Origin of the sequence: Aeromonas sp. V90_14 (assembly GCF_029967615.1) — a bacterium.
GTDB classification, from domain to species: domain Bacteria; phylum Pseudomonadota; class Gammaproteobacteria; order Enterobacterales; family Aeromonadaceae; genus Aeromonas; species Aeromonas hydrophila.
On record NZ_JASCAS010000048.1, the window covers coordinates 107,481 to 124,382 of the forward strand.

General features: G+C 59.1%; 14 protein-coding genes. 7 read left to right on the forward strand and 7 right to left on the reverse strand.

Annotation, left to right across the window (positions count from 1 at the left end; genetic code table 11):
- The first annotated feature begins 1 nt into the window (after position 1).
- Complete coding sequence (gene mdtH, locus QLG02_RS21185; RefSeq protein ID WP_011704798.1) at positions 2-1,195, forward strand: multidrug efflux MFS transporter MdtH; 1,194 nt, start codon at positions 2-4, stop codon at positions 1,193-1,195.
- 63 nt (positions 1,196-1,258) lie between these two features.
- Here the strand turns inward: mdtH and QLG02_RS21190 are convergent, their stop codons facing one another.
- The 3 genes from QLG02_RS21190 to aspA form a co-directional block, all read right to left on the reverse strand.
- Positions 1,259-2,350, reverse strand: coding sequence for a porin (locus QLG02_RS21190; protein WP_024946195.1), 1,092 nt, complete (start codon positions 2,348-2,350; stop codon positions 1,259-1,261).
- Between the two features lie 200 nt (positions 2,351-2,550).
- Entirely contained in the window at positions 2,551-3,870 is a 1,320-nt protein-coding gene (locus QLG02_RS21195; protein WP_011704800.1) for an anaerobic C4-dicarboxylate transporter, read from the reverse strand.
- Positions 3,871-3,997: 127 nt separating this feature from the next.
- Positions 3,998-5,440, reverse strand: coding sequence for an aspartate ammonia-lyase (aspA, locus tag QLG02_RS21200; RefSeq protein ID WP_011704801.1), 1,443 nt, complete (start codon positions 5,438-5,440; stop codon positions 3,998-4,000).
- Positions 5,441-5,889: 449 nt separating this feature from the next.
- Here aspA and QLG02_RS21205 point away from each other — a divergent pair, with 449 nt between their 5' ends.
- Positions 5,890-6,366: an FxsA family protein gene (locus tag QLG02_RS21205; RefSeq protein ID WP_024946196.1), complete on the forward strand. Its 477-nt coding sequence runs from the start codon at positions 5,890-5,892 to the stop codon at positions 6,364-6,366.
- A gap of 23 nt (positions 6,367-6,389) precedes the next feature.
- On the opposite strand, the gene QLG02_RS21210 is transcribed toward QLG02_RS21205, so the two are convergent.
- Entirely contained in the window at positions 6,390-7,790 is a 1,401-nt protein-coding gene (locus QLG02_RS21210; protein ID WP_282466059.1) for an MATE family efflux transporter, read from the reverse strand.
- A 182-nt stretch (positions 7,791-7,972) separates the two neighbouring features.
- On the opposite strand from QLG02_RS21210, the gene QLG02_RS21215 reads away from it, so the two are divergent.
- The 5 genes from QLG02_RS21215 to QLG02_RS21235 all read left to right on the forward strand — a co-directional run bounded on the left by QLG02_RS21215 (position 7,973) and on the right by QLG02_RS21235 (position 12,737).
- Complete coding sequence (locus QLG02_RS21215) at positions 7,973-8,266, forward strand: co-chaperone GroES (RefSeq protein ID WP_005309514.1); 294 nt, start codon at positions 7,973-7,975, stop codon at positions 8,264-8,266.
- A gap of 41 nt (positions 8,267-8,307) precedes the next feature.
- The gene (gene groL, locus QLG02_RS21220; RefSeq protein WP_011704804.1) at positions 8,308-9,942 is read left to right on the forward strand and encodes a chaperonin GroEL; all 1,635 of its coding nucleotides are present in this window, start codon (positions 8,308-8,310) and stop codon (positions 9,940-9,942) included.
- Positions 9,943-10,037: 95 nt separating this feature from the next.
- Positions 10,038-10,535, forward strand: coding sequence for a hypothetical protein (locus tag QLG02_RS21225; RefSeq protein ID WP_016349563.1), 498 nt, complete (start codon positions 10,038-10,040; stop codon positions 10,533-10,535).
- A 23-nt stretch (positions 10,536-10,558) separates the two neighbouring features.
- Positions 10,559-12,490 carry a bifunctional diguanylate cyclase/phosphodiesterase gene (locus tag QLG02_RS21230; RefSeq protein ID WP_039214446.1) on the forward strand — a complete coding sequence of 644 codons (1,932 nt, stop codon included), beginning with the start codon at positions 10,559-10,561 and terminating at the stop codon, positions 12,488-12,490.
- Positions 12,491-12,548: 58 nt separating this feature from the next.
- A complete protein-coding gene (locus QLG02_RS21235; protein WP_073348952.1) occupies positions 12,549-12,737 on the forward strand; it encodes a hypothetical protein in 189 nt (62 codons plus the stop codon).
- Positions 12,738-12,810: 73 nt separating this feature from the next.
- Here QLG02_RS21235 and rluA read toward each other — a convergent pair whose 3' ends face one another.
- The 3 genes from rluA to QLG02_RS21250 form a co-directional block, all read right to left on the reverse strand.
- Positions 12,811-13,467 carry a bifunctional tRNA pseudouridine(32) synthase/23S rRNA pseudouridine(746) synthase RluA gene (gene rluA, locus QLG02_RS21240; protein WP_103829236.1) on the reverse strand — a complete coding sequence of 219 codons (657 nt, stop codon included), beginning with the start codon at positions 13,465-13,467 and terminating at the stop codon, positions 12,811-12,813.
- 109 nt (positions 13,468-13,576) lie between these two features.
- Complete coding sequence (rapA, locus tag QLG02_RS21245; RefSeq protein WP_282466060.1) at positions 13,577-16,444, reverse strand: RNA polymerase-associated protein RapA; 2,868 nt, start codon at positions 16,442-16,444, stop codon at positions 13,577-13,579.
- A gap of 269 nt (positions 16,445-16,713) precedes the next feature.
- On the reverse strand, positions 16,714-16,902 hold a 189-nt coding region (locus QLG02_RS21250), incomplete at its 5' end, for a hypothetical protein (protein WP_282466061.1).

Below are 16,902 nucleotides of genomic sequence, written 5' to 3' on the forward strand. Positions count from 1 at the left end.
CATGGTGGAGCGGGCGAGGCGGTTGGGGCGGTGGTTTTTGGCGTTGGATTCCCTGTTGGTGATCCTGGGGTTCTTCGTGGTGATGCCCATGATCAGCCTGCGCTTCGTGGATCAACTCGGCTGGGCGGCCGGGGTGGTGGGGCTGGCGCTGGGATTGCGCCAGCTGACCCAGCAGGGGCTGGGCATTCTGGGCGGCTCGCTGGCGGACAAGTTCGGCGCGCGGCCACTCATCGTGGGTGGCATGCTGCTGCGGGCGGCGGGGTTTGCCAGCCTGGCCTACGCCCAGAGCGGGCTGGAGCTGATCCTCTCCTGCGTCATCTCGGGGCTGGGGGGCTGTCTGTTCGATCCGCCTCGCGCCGCGCTGGTGATCAAATTCACCCGGCCCCGTCAGCGGGGGCGCTACATCTCCTTGTTGATGATGCTGGAGAGCGCCGGCGCCGTGGTGGGGGCCCTGCTCGGCAGCTGGCTGCTCAACTTCGACTTCGAATATGTCTGCCTGCTGGGGGCCGGCCTGTTTGTCTGCGCCGCCCTGTGCAACCTGCTGATCCTGCCTGCCTACAAACTCTCGGTGCGACCGACCCCGATCCGCGCCGGTCTCGGCCAGGTGCTGGCCGACAAGGCGTTCTGCCGGCTGGTATTGATCCTGAGCGGCTACTACGCGCTCTGGGTCCAGGTGATGCTGATCTTCCCCATCCTGGTCAAGCAGATGGCGGGCACCACCACGGCGGTGGGCTGGATGTATACCCTGGAGACCGCCATCTCGCTGGCGCTGCTCTATCCGCTGGCGCGCTATGGCGAGCGCCACTTCAAGCTGGAGAGTCGCTTGATGGCCGGGGTGCTGCTGATGACCACCGGCATCGGGCTGGTGGCGTTTGCCAACACCCTGCCCGCGGTGTTCATGCTGCTGGCTTGCTTCTATCTGGGGATCGTCATCGCGGAACCGGCGCGGGAGACGCTGATGACTAAACTGGCGCAGCCGGGGGCGCGCGGCAGCTACATGGGCTTCAGCCGGCTGGGGCTGGCGCTGGGGGGCATGACGGGTTACGTGGGGGGCGGCGCGCTGCATGACTACGCCATGCTGCAGGGTCAGCCCTGGTTACCCTGGCTGGTGCTGGGCACGGTCGGGGTGACGACGCTGTTGCTGCTGGTGAACTGCTTTCACCGCGAGCCGAGTCTGGCGCGGGTCAACATCTGACGGGCAATAAAAAACCGGCCGCTGGGCGGCCGGTAAAAATACAGTAGGCAATTCAGGGAAGACTTAGAAGTTGTACTGCAGGGCCACGGCGACCACGTCGTCGGTGTTCTTGCCCAGCGAGTTGGTGTGGGTACCGTTGACGTTGTCCAGCAGGTTGATCTTGTAATCAACGTAGGCGTTGAAGTTGTCGGTGAAGTTGTACCAGGCACCGATGGAAACGTACTCGGTGGCGGTGTCATCGATGCCGCGAGCGTTGTCCTTCACGTCGGTGCGCAGGTAGGCCAGGGACGGCTTGAACTTGCCGAAGGCGTACTGGGCGACGGCTTCGTAGCCATCCATCTTCTCGGCGTAGCCATTGAAGGTGCTGACGTACATGTGGTCTTCACCGTGGGAGTAGGTGGCTGCCAGGTAGAGGTCGCCGACGGCGTACTTGGCACCGACACCGTACAGCTTGGCGTCGCGGTCACCACCGAAGGCAGCGTTGGCGGCCTGCTCGTCGGTCTTGCCAGCCTGGTTGTAGGCGGTACCCAGGCTCAGGCCCATGTCGAAGTCATAGTTGGCAGACACGGCGAAGCCTTCAGCAGAACCTTTCGGATTCCAGGTGCTGTTGGCGCCAGTCAGGTTGGAGCGATCGGCATTCTGCGGATCGTTGTTGCCGGTGAACTGGGCACCCAGGGTCAGGCCCTGATAGGTGTAGATGTACTGGGCCAGACCGTTGGTACGACCGGTACCGAATATTTCGGTGTCTTTGCCCAGACCGTCACCACCCCACTCTGGCAGCACGTCGGTGTAGTTGTTCACGGCTTTGGTGAACAGACCATCCTGACGGCCGTAGCTGAAGGCACCGAAACGATCGTGCTTGATGCCGGCGTAGGCATAACGCAGCTCGTCGTTGTCGGAGCCGGAGACCGGCAGGTTGTATTCAGCGAAGCCGAACGCGGTCAGCTCGTTGTCGATCTTGGTTTCGCCGGCAACGTGCAGACGCAGGTAGCTCTGGTCACCTTCAGAACCGTTGTCATCAGTGCCGTAGTACATGCCTTGAGCGCGACCACCGATGTCGAGTTTGGTGTCGTTCTGGTTGTAGACGGTAGCGGCTTGCGCACCACCGGCCAGCAGCACGCTGGAGATGGCCATGGTCAATGCTGTCTTTTTCATTGTTCGTTCCTCTGGTGTAAACACTGTCGGACCTGTGCTCGGCCCTGTTGATCGGTTTCTGTTCCGATGCCCCAGAGTAGATCTGCGAACCTTGATAGAAACTGAAGCGCACAAGGATTAATTAATGATTTGACCTGAAAAGCAGGCATAAAAAACGGCCCCGACAGGGCCGTTTGCGTATTTGTGGAATTAAATGCTGGTTAGAGCATCATGCCACCGAAGAAGAAGCCCAGCGCCACGGCGATGGCGATGGTGGCGACACCCGGTACGAAGAAGGGGTGATTGAATACCGCCTTGCCGATACGGGTAGAGCCGGTGTCATCCATTTCGACCGCGGCCAGCAGGGTCGGGTAGGTCGGCAGCACGAACAGGGCGCTCACGGCGGCGAAGGAGGCGATGGCGGTCAGCGGGCTGACACCCAGTGCCAGGGCGGCCGGCATAAGGGCCTTGGTGGTGGCGCCTTGTGAGTAGAGCAGCATGGCGGCGAAGAACAGCACCACGGCCAGCAGCCAGGAGTACTGGTTCAGCAGGTCGCCGGCGATCAGCTGGATGGTGTCCATGTTGCCTTTCACGAAGACGTTGCCCAGCCAGGCCACACCCAGTACGCAGATACAGGCGGACATGCCGGACTTGAAGGTCGGCATGTTGGTGACCTGGGTGGCGTCCAGCTTGCAGACCAGGGTCATGATGGTGGCTGCGGCCAGCATGATGCCCATGATGGCGCCATCACGGGGGATCGGCGGGTTGGCGATCAGGCCCACTTTACCGGAGATGGCGGTGGCGTAGGCCATGACGGCCACGATGGCGGCGATGAAGATCCAGACCGACACCTTGGCGTAAGGCTTGAGCTCCAGCTTGGTGGTGCCGCGCAGCTTGATCAGCCCCTTGGCCTTGCGCTCCAGGTAGACTTCGTCCTGGTCGAGCGGCTTGCCCAGCATGTTGGCGACGAAAGCGCCGAGGATGCAGGCGATGAAGGTGGAGGGGATGCAGATGGCCAGCAGGGTCAGGTAATCCACGCCAAACGGCTCAAGCATGCCGGAGAAGGCAACCACGGCCGCGGAGATGGGCGAGGCGGTGATGGCGATCTGGGAGGCGATGACGGCGATGGAGAGCGGACGGGACGGACGAATGCCCTGCTCCTTGGCCACTTCGGCGATCACCGGCAGGGTGGAGAACGCGGTGTGACCGGTACCGGCCAGCATGGTCATCAGATAGGTGACGACCGGGGCGGCGAAGGTGATGTATTTGGGGTTCTTGCGCAGGGCTTTCTCGGCCAGGGAGACCAGATAGTCCATGCCACCGGCCAGTTGCATACAGGCAATGGCGCAGATGACGGACGCGATGATCATGATCACGTCCCAGGGGATGTAGGTGACCAGCTGGTCGCTGGGAATTGGCATCCCCAGACCCCAGGTCAGTACCAGTACCCCCAAACCACCGGCAAAGCCGATGCCGATGCTGCCTATCCGGGCCCCCAGATAGATAGCGGCGAGCACGACAAGTAACTCGATTCCAATCATAGCGAACACTCCATTTTCCAGTTTTTTTAGGTTTTATTTGGCAGAAAAGCCAATTCCCGATGGGGCTGGGCAAGACCTATCGGGAACTGACTTTATGGGCCGGGATAAACCCGGCCCATTTGCTCGCTTATACGGTGGCTTCGCGGGTATAACGCTTGGCTTTGTATTGCGGGTTCATCAGGTTCTCGATGGAGAGAATTTCATCCAGCTGCTCGGCGGTCAGCAGGCCGCGCTCCAGCACGACTTCACGGACGTTCTTGCCGGTCTGGGCACAGATCTTGCCGACGATGTCGCCTTCGTGGTGGCCGATGAAGGGGTTCAGGTAGGTCACGATGCCGATGGAGTTCAGTACGTGGTTCATGCAGATTTCCGGGTTGGCGGTGATGCCTTCCACGCACTTCTCGCGCAGGGAGATGCAGGCTTTTTCCATCAGGCTCAGGGATTCGAACATCGCCTGACCGATCACCGGCTCCATGACGTTCAGCTGCAGCTGACCGGCTTCGGCGGCGAAGGTGATGGTGACGTCGTTGCCAAAGACCTTGAAGCAGGACTGGTTGACCACTTCCGGAATGACCGGGTTGACCTTGGCCGGCATGATGGAGGAGCCAGCCTGCATTTCCGGCAGGTTGATCTCTTTGAGTGCAGTGCGCGGGCCGGAGGAGAGCAGACGCAGGTCGTTACAGATCTTGGAGAGCTTCATCGCCATGCGCTTGATGGCGCCGTGCAGCATCACGTAGGCGCCGCAGTCGGAGGTCGCTTCGATCAGGTCTTCAGCCGGGACATAGGCACGACCGGTGATCTCGGCCAGGCGCTTGATGGCCAGGGCGGAGTACTCGGGCGGAGTGTTCAGGCCGGTACCGATGGCGGTGGCGCCCAGGTTCACTTCCAGCAGCAGCTCCTGGCAACGCTTGATGGACTTGATCTCTTCGCGCAGGGTGACGGCGAAGGCATGGAACTCCTGACCCAGGGTCATCGGCACCGCATCTTGCAGCTGGGTACGACCCATCTTCAGGATGCCCTTGAACTCGGCGGCCTTGGCATCGAAGGCGGCGATCAGTGCTTCCAGTGCGTGCAGGGTGGTGTCGGTGCTGTTGACCACGGCCACGCGGAAACCGGTGGGGTAGGCATCGTTGGTGGACTGGCACTTGTTGACGTGGTCATTGGGGTTGATGACGTCGTAGCGGCCCTTGGCCAGGCCCATGATTTCAAGGGCGATGTTGGCCAGTACTTCGTTGGTGTTCATGTTGACGGAGGTGCCGGCACCACCCTGGTAAACGTCGACCGGGAACTGGTCGAAGCATTTGCCGGTGTTCAGCATCAGGTCGCAGGCTTCTACGATCTTGTCAGCAATTTCAGGACGGATGGTACCCAGTTCGCCGTTCGCCAGGGCGGCGGCCTTCTTGGTCAGTACCATGCCGCGGACGAATTCCGGAACGTCAGAAATCTTCTGAGTGCTGATCTTGAAGTTCTCAACGGCGCGCAGGGTATGCACACCGTAGTAGAGATCGTTGGAAACTTCTTTGGTGCCCAGCAGGTCTTCTTCAATGCGGACGTTCTTGATGTCGCTCATTGTAATGCCTCAGAAATCAGATAAATGGAAACGATCCTCACCGAGTGGTCGCGAGTTCCTTACGCACGGTTCATCCTGAAGCACCACACATCGAGTGGGGCGGTTGGGAGCTTTTTTGCTCCCTTAATTACTGGCGTCGATATTACCCCAATTGAGGTATCTGATATTAGACCTGGATCACTAAATTTGAGACAACCTCAAATAACTTGTGGTCATTAAACAGATATTGCAATCAACCGATTTACTTTGACAGAACAATGACTTCAATCACAGTCTGGCAGACCGGTTTTTCTGTGGATCCGGCGCCTTGTCACCCTGTGGACTTGAAAAATGCGCGTCACCCCCCATTTTAATCAACAGGAACCGATACCATGGCGGGTTGGCAACGGCATCAGCGGTTGTGGCTCTTCGCCAGCGGTTCATTCACATTCATCCGCACTGAGGTTGTTATGGGCAAGTTGTTTCTATTGTTGGTCGGTCTGGTGGTGCTTGAGCTCACCGTAATGATCGAAGTCGGCTCCGTGATCGGTGCCTTGCCGACCGTCGGCTTGCTCATTCTGACGGCGGTGCTGGGCTCCTCTCTGGTGCGCAGCGAAGGGATCAAGACCCTGTTCAACGCGCAGCAGAAGATGCAGCAGGGAGAGATGCCGGGACGTGAGGTGATGGGGGGCATGATGCTGGCGCTGGCCGGTCTGCTGCTGATCATCCCGGGTTTCGTGACCGACTTCTTCGGCATCCTGCTGCTGCAGCCCTGGCTGCGCAACAAGCTGGCCGACAAGCTGATCGGCAGTAACCAGTTCAAGATGCAGATGGGCGGTTTTCAGGCCCGTCAGCAGCCGTTTGACGAGGTGCCGGGCAATGACCAGCCGGGTCAAGCTCCGCGCAGCGGCACCACCATCGAAGGGGAGTTCGAGCGCAAGGAGTAACTGCTGCGCTTACTTTCCTGCCATCAGGGCCTGCCCTGATGGCACAGCCGCTCGAAGCGGTGGCGGGCATACCACCAGGCCAGGGTGCCCGCCGCCAGATTGGCCACGAGAATGCCCAGATAGATCCCCTGCTCCCCTCCCAGTTTCGCCCCCAGCCAGGCCCCTGGCAGCAAGAAGACAAACAGCCGCAACCCGTTGAACAGGAAGGAGACGCTGGAAGCCCTCACGCCATTCAAGGCGGACGCGAGCAGCATCACCATCCCCTGAAAGCCGTAACCGATGGGCACCAGGTGCAGATAGAGCACGATGAGGCGCACCACCTGCGGATGACTGCTGAACAGCTCGGCGATGAAGGGGGCCAGCAGCCAGGTCAGTGCGTATACCGCCAGCTGGAACAGCAGGGCAAAGCGCATGCAAAACTGCAGCGCCGCCTTGGCACGGGCCGGGTTGCCCGCCCCGCAGTTCTGCGAGATGAAGGGGGCCAGCACGGAGGAGAGTGCCATCATAACGATAAGCAGCAGAGCCTCCACTCTCGATGCGGCGCCGTAGGCGGCCACCACTTCCGTCCCCAGCCCGGCGAAGATGGTCATCAGCACGGCGTTGGCCAGCGGGTTGAGCATGTTGGTGAAGGAGGCGGGTACCGCCACGTGCAGCAGGGCGCGCCAGTGGGCCAGCAACTGCGGGCGCGGGGAGAGGCGCCAGTGCAGCAGCCCTTCCCGGTGGCGCAATATATAGAGGCTGACCAGCATGGCCATCAGCCAGGAGAGGGAGGTGGCGATGGCGGCGCCGCGGATCCCCCATGCGGGGAAGGGGCCTATGCCGAAGATGAGCAGGGGATCCAGCACCCCGTTGACCAGCCCGGCCACCGTCATCACCAGGCTGGGGGTCTTGGTATCGCCGGTGGCCCGGATGGCGGCATTGCCCACCATGGGCAGCACCAGCATGGGGACGGTCAGATACCAGATCAGCATGTAGTCGTAGATGAGGGCGATCAGCTCATCGCTGGCGCCGAGCAACCGGAACAGCGGGTGTATGGTCAGCGCCCCCGCCAGGGCGATGAGGGTGACCAGCAGCACGGCCAGAAACAGGTTGTCGGTGGTGATGCGGGCGGCTTCATCATGCTTGCCCTGGCCGAGCGCATGACCCATCACCGCAGAGAGGCCGGCCCCCAGTCCCATCGCCAGCGAGGTGACCACGAAGGTCACCGGAAAGGTGAAGCTGATGGCGGCCAGCGCCTGGGTGCCCAGCATGCCGATGAAGAAGGTATCGACCAGGTTGAAGGCGAGAATGGCGACGATGCCGAGGATCATCGGGCCCGTCATGCGCAGCAATACGGACGTCATGGGGGCGGTCAGCAGGGGATTGGGTCGGGTCACGGGCTCGTCTCTGTACGTCTGGCGGAGTTCTGGCTGCGAGCAGCACAAACCGGTTTCCTGACCGGGACTTCGGGAGATCCATCGAAGACGTTCATAGTACGTGAAAATATTTTTTTTGTATTTGCCCTTGAAGGGTTAACAAACGTGCCCCACATCGGAGACATATCTAATTTGGCCAGGAATGGCCATTCCTCAAAGCAACACAGAGACTCATTTTGGGAGAGTTATCGATGAAAATTCGTCCACTGCACGACCGCGTCATCATCAAGCGCATCGAAGCTGAAGCCAAATCCGCTGGCGGCATTGTCTTGACTGGTACTGCGGCCCAGAAGTCCACCCGTGGTGAAGTTCTTGCCGTGGGGACTGGCCGAATTCTGGATAATGGCGATGTCAAAGCCCTCGCCGTCAAGGTTGGTGACAAGGTGATCTTCAACGAAGGCTACGGTGTGAAGACCGAGAAGCTGGATGGTCAGGACGTACTGATCCTGTCTGAAACCGACATCCTGGCGATTGTCGAAGAGTAATCCACCCTTTCCCCCTGCGAATTGATTGAAGGATTGAAGAAATGGCAGCTAAAGAAGTCAAGTTTGGCAACGAAGCACGCAGCAAGATGCTGGAAGGCGTAAACATCCTGGCCGATGCCGTCAAGGTGACCCTGGGCCCGAAAGGCCGCAACGTGGTACTGGACAAGTCCTTCGGCGCACCGACCATCACCAAGGACGGCGTCTCCGTTGCCCGTGAAATCGAGCTGGAAGACAAGTTCATGAACATGGGCGCCCAGATGGTCAAGGAAGTTGCTTCCAAGGCCAACGACGCCGCCGGTGACGGTACCACTACCGCTACCGTACTGGCTCAAGCCATCGTCAACGAAGGCCTGAAGGCCGTTGCCGCCGGCATGAACCCGATGGATCTGAAGCGCGGTATCGACAAGGCCGTAGTGGCCGCCGTTGCCGAGCTGCAAGCGCTGTCCCAGCCGTGTGCTGACAACAATGCCATCGCTCAGGTCGGTACCATCTCCGCCAACTCTGACGAGAAAGTCGGCAAGCTGATTGCCGAAGCCATGGACAAAGTCGGTCGTGACGGCGTCATCACCGTTGAAGACGGTCAGGGTCTGGACGACGAGCTGGCCGTGGTAGAAGGCATGCAGTTCGACCGTGGCTACCTCTCCCCGTACTTCGTCAACAAGCCGGAAACCGGTGCCGTCGAGCTGGACGATCCCTTCATCCTGCTGGTTGACAAGAAAGTCTCCAACATCCGTGAAATGCTGCCGGTGCTGGAAGGCGTAGCCAAAGCAGGCAAACCGCTGATCATCGTGGCCGAAGACGTAGAAGGCGAAGCGCTGGCGACCCTGGTGGTCAACACCATGCGTGGCATCGTGAAAGTCGCTGCCGTCAAGGCACCTGGCTTCGGTGACCGTCGCAAGGCCATGCTGCAGGATATCGCCATCCTGACCGGTGGTACCGTGATCTCCGAAGAAGTGGGCATGGAGCTGGAAAAAGCGACCCTGGAAGACCTGGGCCGTGCCAAGCGCATCGTCATCACCAAAGAGAACACCACCATCATCGATGGCGTGGGTGATGCATCCCTGATCGAGAGCCGTGTGGCCCAGATCCGTCAGCAGATCGAAGAGACCTCTTCCGATTACGACCGCGAGAAGCTGCAAGAGCGCGTAGCCAAACTGGCTGGCGGTGTTGCCGTGATCAAGGTTGGCGCTGCCACCGAAGTCGAGATGAAAGAGAAGAAAGCCCGGGTTGACGACGCCCTGCATGCGACTCGCGCTGCAGTAGAAGAGGGTGTGGTTGCCGGTGGTGGTGTTGCACTGGTTCGTGTGGCCGCCAAACTGGCCGGCCTGCGTGGCGACAACGAAGACCAGAACGTGGGTATCAAGGTCGCTCTGCGCGCCATGGAAGCCCCGCTGCGCCAGATCGTCATCAACGCCGGTGAAGAGGCCTCCGTAATCGCCAACGCGGTGAAGAACGGTGAAGGTAACTTCGGTTACAACGCCTACACCGAACAGTACGGTGACATGCTGGCCATGGGTATCCTGGATCCGACCAAGGTGACCCGTTCTGCCCTGCAGTTCGCCTCTTCCATCGCTGGCCTGATGATCACCACCGAGTGCATGATCTCCGAGCTGCCGAAGAAAGATGCCCCTGCCATGCCTGACATGGGCGGCATGGGCGGCATGGGCATGATGTAATTCAGCCCTGGTTACCAAACGGCTCGCTTTTGCGGGCCGTTTTTTTTATGGCGACTAAACTGAGTCTATTGTCAGTGACTTAATCAGAGGTGAGTATGCGTGTACTGGGTTTGATTCCATTACTGTTTTCGCTGGCCATGCCGGTGATGGCACTGGAGGCGCCACAGGGGCCCGTCATTTTGAAGGTGACCGGCAATGTGCTGCCGGCCGAAGCGACGGAGGGGGTGGTCTCCTTCGATCTCGCCATGCTCAAGGCTCTGCCGCAGCATGAGATAGTGACCAGCAATCCCTGGGTCGACAAACCGCACAAATATGTGGGGCCCAAGCTGGCCGATGTCTTGGCTGCCGTTGGTGCGGATGGCAAGGCGATCACCTTGACGGCCTTGAACAGTTTTCAGATCAGGATCAACTGGGATAAGGTCAGACAATACGACCCGATTCTGGCTTGGCAAGATGATGGGGTCACCATGCGGGTACGGAATAAGGGACCGCTTTGGTTTATCCTACCGCTGGATCAGTATCCCGAGCTGAAACGCTCGGAGTTTACCGACATGATGATTTGGCAATTGAACGCCATTGATATTCAGCATTGATGTAGTGGCTTGCGGGAGTACGAGTGAAAGCAAAGACCAAGGCGTGGCCTTTACTCATCGTTCTTTACCTATCCATCCTGTTGTTTACGGGAAGCACCCTCTATTGCCTCGCGCAGATACAGAATGCGACCCGAGTGATGGAGAGGTATACCTATGACGTCTCCTGGGCCCTGATGCAGTTGCAACTGGAGTTGGGGCGTTTCCTCAACTCCGTCGAGATCTACCATTATGGCGGCATCGATCACGATACCCTGATGCTGCGCTATGACATCCTGTGGAGCCGTACCCCCATCCTGCTCAGTGGCCAGTTGCGTCAGAGCATGAAGGACAAGCAGAAGACCTTGCGGCTGGTGCAGTTGATCGAAAGCAATATTCGCGAGATGGAGCCCAATATCACCAATCTGAAGGCGGGGACACCCGATTATCAGCAGATATTGATGCGCCTGGTTCCTCTGCAGGAGCCACTCTCCTATTCTCTCGCCTCCGTGATGCAGAAGAACATCAACGTCTATTCAGGCAATGACAAACGCTTTGGCCAGCTGCGCAATGCGCTGCTGTTCATGGTCTCAGGGCTGGTGTTGTCGGTGATGCTGCTGAGTGGTTTGTTGATCCGTGAGGCTCGCCGTCATTTCAGGGCGGCGCGGATCGATCCCCTGACTGGATTGTCCAACCGGTTGGCATTGCTGGAGAAAATGGAGTCCTACGCCACCAAGGAGACACCGTTTGGCCTGGTGCTGGTGGACATCAACGATTTTCGCGACATCAACAGCAAGTTCGGCTACAACACCGGTGATTTCCTGCTGCAGGAGCTGGCAAAGCGAATGCGCAGTTTGTGTGAAAACGGTGAGTGGGTGGCCCGGCTGGGCGGCGATCAGTTTGCCATGATCCAGCGTGAAAGCAGTGACCTGCGCCAGGTGAGGGAGCTGGTGGCCCGCCTGCTGCATGCGCTCAAGCAGGACATCATCATCGACAACTATCCGTTCCGCCTGGAGGTGGGCATCGGCATCGCCTTCTTCCCGATGGACAGCAAGCATACTCAGGAGCTGCTCAGCCGGGCCGAGCAGGCCTTGTTTCACAGCCGCAAGACCCATGTGCCATACGTCATCTACGACAACTCGTTGCTCAATGAAACGGCGCGCCGCAAGCATTTGGCAAGCGACATGATCATGGCGCTCGAGCACAATGCACTTGAGCTCTATTACCAGCCCATCGTCAACCTCGAGAGTGGCCGCTGCGAAGCGGTGGAAGCCTTGCTGCGCTGGCGTCACCCTGAGTTAGGCTTCATTCCCCCCAACGAGGTGATCCAGGTTGCCGAAGAGTTCCAGCTGGCCGAGAAGCTGGGCAGCTGGGTATTGAATACGGCCTGCGAGCAGCTCTATCAGTGGCAGCAACTGGGTTTGGTTGATTTGCAGATGTGCGTGAATATCTCGCCCGGCATGTATCAGCGCAATCTGTTGAAGCTGGTTGCCAAGGCCTTGATGGACCACCATATCCCGGCCGCCAGCCTGGTGCTTGAGGTGACGGAAGACACCACCATGCGCGAGGTGAAAAACTCCCTGCAACTGATGCAGGATCTCAATCAGCAGGGGGTACAGCTGGCACTGGATGACTTTGGCACCGGCTACTCCTCGCTCAGTTATCTGCAGAAGCTGCCGGTCAGCAAGGTGAAGATCGATCGCTCCTTCATCCAGGGGATCGATACGTCCATCGAGGCATCCGAGCTGGTCGCCAACATCTGCCGAATGGGTTCCATGCTGGGCAAGAGTCTGGTGTGTGAGGGGATAGAGACGCAGGCGCAACTCGATGTGTTGCGCACCCTCACTGATATTCATCTCTATGGCCAGGGCTATCTGTTCAGCCGTCCAGAACAGGCGGAGAAGGTTTATCAAACCTTGCTGGAGATGGAAGAGGAGTGGCTGGAGCGACGCCAACCCGACAAGGCGTATTTAATTTAGCCAAAATGGCTCATGCTTGGTCCAAGATGGCCGATAGTCTTAAAGCAGGAGGTACACCATGGATATATCTAGTTCTGCATCTGCGTCATTTGGTTCTGCATTGATGACGGCCAGCCTGGCCAAGAAACAACAGACCCAAGAAGGTGAATCTGCATTGAAACTGCTGCAAACAGCGGCTCAATCAGCACCGGTTGCACCGACATCGGCCAACGCTTCTTTGGGAAGTAACATCGATATTCGCGTCTGACCCTAACGAAAAAGCCCCCATCCAGTCGATGGGGGCTTTTTTATGTCTGCGATATCGCGATGTCTATCTTGGCTCAGACCGGAAAAGGGGCTGGCGCCTCGAAGGTCATCCGCTCGCCGCTGCGAGGGTGGCTGATGGTCAGACTGGCTGCATGCAGGTAGAGATGGGGGGCAGCCGCCAGCGCATCCGGATGGGCGTAGAGATTGTCACCCAGAATCGGGTGCCCCAGCTCCAGCATATGGACGCGCAACTGGTGCGAGCGACCCGTGATGGGAGTCAGCTTGATCAGGCTGTTACCGTTCTCTACCTTCAATTTTTCCCACAGGGTCAGGGCATGACGGCCCTCTTCGTGGTCCACCTTCTGCTTCGGGCGGTTGGGCCAGTCGACGCAGAGCGGCAGGTCGACCTGACCCGATGCTGCCTCCGGCTCGTCCCACACCCAGGCGAGGTAGTGCTTCTCGGTCTCGCGCTCGCGAAATTGCCGACTCAGCTCCCGATGGGAATTGGGATTGAGGGGAATGACAATGACGCCAGTGGTGGACATGTCGAGGCGATGAGCCGCCGCCGCCTTGGGATGCTGCTGCTTTACCCGATGCAGGACGCTGTCTTCATTCTCGGGGCCGCGCCCGGGCACGCTCAGCAGGCCAGTGGGCTTGTTGACCACCATGATGTCCTTGTCCTTGAACAGGATATCGAGCCAGGGTTCCAGAGGCGGTGAGTATTCAAACATAAATGTCTCGCATCAGAAGGTGGGGGCAAGCCCCCATCAGTTATGAGTAACCACAATCATAAAGGGCATGTCATCCAGCATGAGCCGGTCATGTCTCTTCAGTATCGCGTCAGTTATGGGTGACCACGATAAAGCGGATGGCATCCAGCTTGAGTTGGGTCTGATCGATCAGGTGGTGCAATTCTGCCTGCAGATTGCGCAGATAATCCAGTTCGCTGTCGCGCACGTTCGGGTTGACCGCTTTGAGCGCTTCCAGCCTGTCCAGATCCTGTTGCAGGGTCTGCGCCATCTGGGCGCGGGCCTTGTCGACAATCCCGCCTTTCAGCTCTTCGGCAATGGCCTGGCCCTTGCCAATCAGACCGTGGATCACTGGTTGGGACGCGGTGACCAGCTTGCTGCCGAGGTGGCGATTGACCGGCGTCAGCTGGCGGTTGAAGGCATCGAACGCCACTTTTTCGCCCAGATTCTGGCCATTCTTGTCCATCAGCAGACGGATCGGCGTTGGCGGCATGAAGCGATAGAGCTGGGGATGGGCTGCAGACTCGGCAACGAAGATCAGCTCAAGCAGGATGGAGCCGATAGGCAGCGCCTTGTTCTTGAGCAGCGCCACCGAGGTCGCTCCGATCTCGGAGCCCAGGATCAGGTCGATACCGCCACGCATCATAGGGTGATCCCAGGAGAGCAGCGCCATCTCATCCCGCGACAGAGCGGTGTTGCGATCGAAGGTGATGGTCATGCCGTCTTGCGGCAGGCCCGGGAAGCTGGAAACCAGCATGTGATCCCCGGGGGTCAGCACCAGCGCGTTCTCGCCTCTGTCGTCCTGATTGACGCCGATCTCGTCGAACATTTTGAGGGCGAAGGAGATCATGCCGGTGTCATCATCTTCGGCGGCCAGCTTGTCGACCAGCTGCTGGGCGGCGGCGCCACCGCTGGAGTGGATCTCCAGCAGGCGATCACGACCCTGTTCCAGCCGTGCCTTGAGCGGCTCGTGCAGTTCGCGGGTCTTGACCAGCAGGGCGTCGAGAGTCGCCTGATCGCCGGTGTTGGCGGCCAGCAGCTCGAACAGCTCGTCACGCACCGCCTCGAATACCGGGCGGGCAGTCGGGCAGGTCTGCTCGAACGCATCCAGACCATCGTGATACCAGAGCTGCAGGGCGCGCTGGGCAGTCCCTTCCAGATAGGGAACGTGGATCTCGACGGTATTCTGCTGACCGATGCGATCGAGACGGCCGATACGCTGTTCCAGCAGATCCGGGTTGAGAGGCAGATCGAACAGCACCAGATGGCTGGCAAACTGGAAGTTGCGACCTTCTGACCCGATTTCGGAGCAGAGCAGCACCTGGGCGCCACCCTCTTGCTGGGCGAAATAGGCGGAGGCCTTGTCCCGCTCGAGGATCGACATCCCTTCGTGGAACACGGCACCACGGATCCCTTCACGGGTGCGTAGCGCCTCTTCCAGTGCGATAGCGGTCGCCGCTTCGGAGCAGATCACCAGCACCTTCTGCTGACGGGCTGAGAGCAGCAGCTCCAGCAACCATTCGACGCGCGGGTCGAACTGGGTCCAGGTGGCGTTGTCACCTTCGAACTGCTGGAAGATCTTCTCGGGATAGAGGTAGCGCAGGGCACGGGTCTGCAGATCGCCACCGTTGCCACCCATCATGCCCATCACCTTGATGGCGGTCTTGTACTGCTCCGGCAGCGGCATGGGGTAGACGTTGAGGTGACGCTCGGGGAAGCCCTGAATATTGGCGCGGCTGTTGCGGAACAGCACCCGGCCGGTGCCGTGCTGGTCCAGTAGCTTGGCGACCGCCTGCTGACGGGCCTCAGCATCGCTCAAGTCCAGCCCTTCCAGCTGGCTGGCGAGGATCTGTCTGGCTTCATCGCTCAGGGTCTCGCCATCCAGCAGCTCCTGCGCTGCGCTGGCGACCTGACCATAGGCCTGCTCCTCGGCGAGGAAAGCCTCATAGTCGTAGAAACGCTCCGGGTCGAGCAGGCGCAGACGGGCAAAGTGGCTCTGGTGGCCCAGCTGATCCGGGGTAGCGGTCAGCAGCAGTACGCCCGGCACCTGTTCGGCCAGCGCTTCCACCATCTCATAGGCACGGCTCGGCGCCTCTTCACTCCACTCCAGATGGTGCGCTTCGTCGACAACCAGCAGATCCCACTCGGCTTCCAGCACTTGCTCGAAGCGACGACGCTTCTTGCGCAGGAAGTCGAGGCTGCAGATCACCAGCTGTTCGGTCTCGAAGGGGTTCTCCGCATCTGCGAATGCCTCGATGCAGCGCTCCTCATCAAACAGGGAGAAATGCAGGTTGAAGCGGCGCAGCATTTCGACCAGCCATTGGTGCTGCAAAGTTTCGGGCAGCAGGATCAGCACCCGATGGGCGCGGCCGGAGAGCAGTTGCTGATGAATGATCATTCCCGCTTCGATGGTCTTGCCCAGACCCACTTCATCGGCCAGCAGTACGCGCGGAGCGTAGCGGTGACCCACTTCATGGGCAATATAGAGCTGGTGCGGGATCAGGCTGACCCGGCCACCGGCCAGACCGCGAGTCGGGTTGCGACGACGTTGGTGCTGGTTGATCAGCGCTTCGTAGCGCAGGGTGAAGCGGGACATCCGATCGATCTGACCGGCGAACAGGCGATCCTGCGGCTTGTTGAACTTGATAAAGTTGTTGAGAAACACTTCCTTGAGGGCAACGGGCTCATTATTGTCGGTGCGCACACCTACATATATAAGCAGGCCGTCTTTCTCCTGCACTTCTTCGACCGTCATGGTCCAGTCTTCGTGACTGGTGATCTGATCGCCCACATTGAAGCTGACCCGGGTGACCGGCGCCTCTTCTTTGGCATACATGCGGTTTTCACCGGTAGCCGGAAACAACAGGGTAACCATGCGTCCTTCAACAGCAACGACAGTCCCCAACCCCAGATCCGTCTCTGTATCACTAATCCAACGCTGGCCAAGTGCAAAAGGCATTAAACTCTCCAAAGCCCAAGAGTGTGTGAATCGCAAAGGGGCGCTATGTTACCCGAAGGCGTGACCTCGATCACCATGCATATAGATGTAGAGAGACCAAATCGCCACAACCTTGATCTGCTACCACCGCCACGCCATATAGAGGATAGCGAGCTCGCCAAACGGGTATGCTATTGCAGGACAAATACGCTTTTTGGGTGATTAGTGAGCGGTTGAGCCAAAAATGCGAATTTAATTCGAAAAGGCCCTTGCAAGCGTGATCCAGATCCCTATAATGCGCCTCCATCGACAGGGCTAGCGGCAACGCAAACAGCCGAGTCGATAACCTCGAAAAGCCTTTGAAAATAAGGCTTGACTCGAGAAGGCGGTTGAGTAGAATTCCACTCCCGCAGCAACACACTGTTGCGTCGCTCTTTAACAATTTGAATCAAGCAATCTGTGTGGGCACTCACAGCATC

Excerpts from the sequence above, each read along its gene's own strand:
- mdtH (WP_011704798.1), top strand. The coding sequence starts at position 2 with ATGGTGGAGCGGGCGAGGCGGTTGGGGCGGTGGTTTTTGGCGTTGGAT.
- QLG02_RS21190 (WP_024946195.1), bottom strand. The coding sequence starts at position 2,350 with ATGAAAAAGACAGCATTGACCATGGCCATCTCCAGCGTGCTGCTGGCC.
- QLG02_RS21195 (WP_011704800.1), bottom strand. The coding sequence starts at position 3,870 with ATGATTGGAATCGAGTTACTTGTCGTGCTCGCCGCTATCTATCTGGGG.
- aspA (WP_011704801.1), bottom strand. The coding sequence starts at position 5,440 with ATGAGCGACATCAAGAACGTCCGCATTGAAGAAGACCTGCTGGGCACC.
- QLG02_RS21205 (WP_024946196.1), top strand. The coding sequence starts at position 5,890 with ATGGGCAAGTTGTTTCTATTGTTGGTCGGTCTGGTGGTGCTTGAGCTC.
- QLG02_RS21215 (WP_005309514.1), top strand. The coding sequence starts at position 7,973 with ATGAAAATTCGTCCACTGCACGACCGCGTCATCATCAAGCGCATCGAA.
- groL (WP_011704804.1), top strand. The coding sequence starts at position 8,308 with ATGGCAGCTAAAGAAGTCAAGTTTGGCAACGAAGCACGCAGCAAGATG.
- QLG02_RS21225 (WP_016349563.1), top strand. The coding sequence starts at position 10,038 with ATGCGTGTACTGGGTTTGATTCCATTACTGTTTTCGCTGGCCATGCCG.
- QLG02_RS21235 (WP_073348952.1), top strand. The coding sequence starts at position 12,549 with ATGGATATATCTAGTTCTGCATCTGCGTCATTTGGTTCTGCATTGATG.
- rluA (WP_103829236.1), bottom strand. The coding sequence starts at position 13,467 with ATGTTTGAATACTCACCGCCTCTGGAACCCTGGCTCGATATCCTGTTC.
- rapA (WP_282466060.1), bottom strand. The coding sequence starts at position 16,444 with ATGCCTTTTGCACTTGGCCAGCGTTGGATTAGTGATACAGAGACGGAT.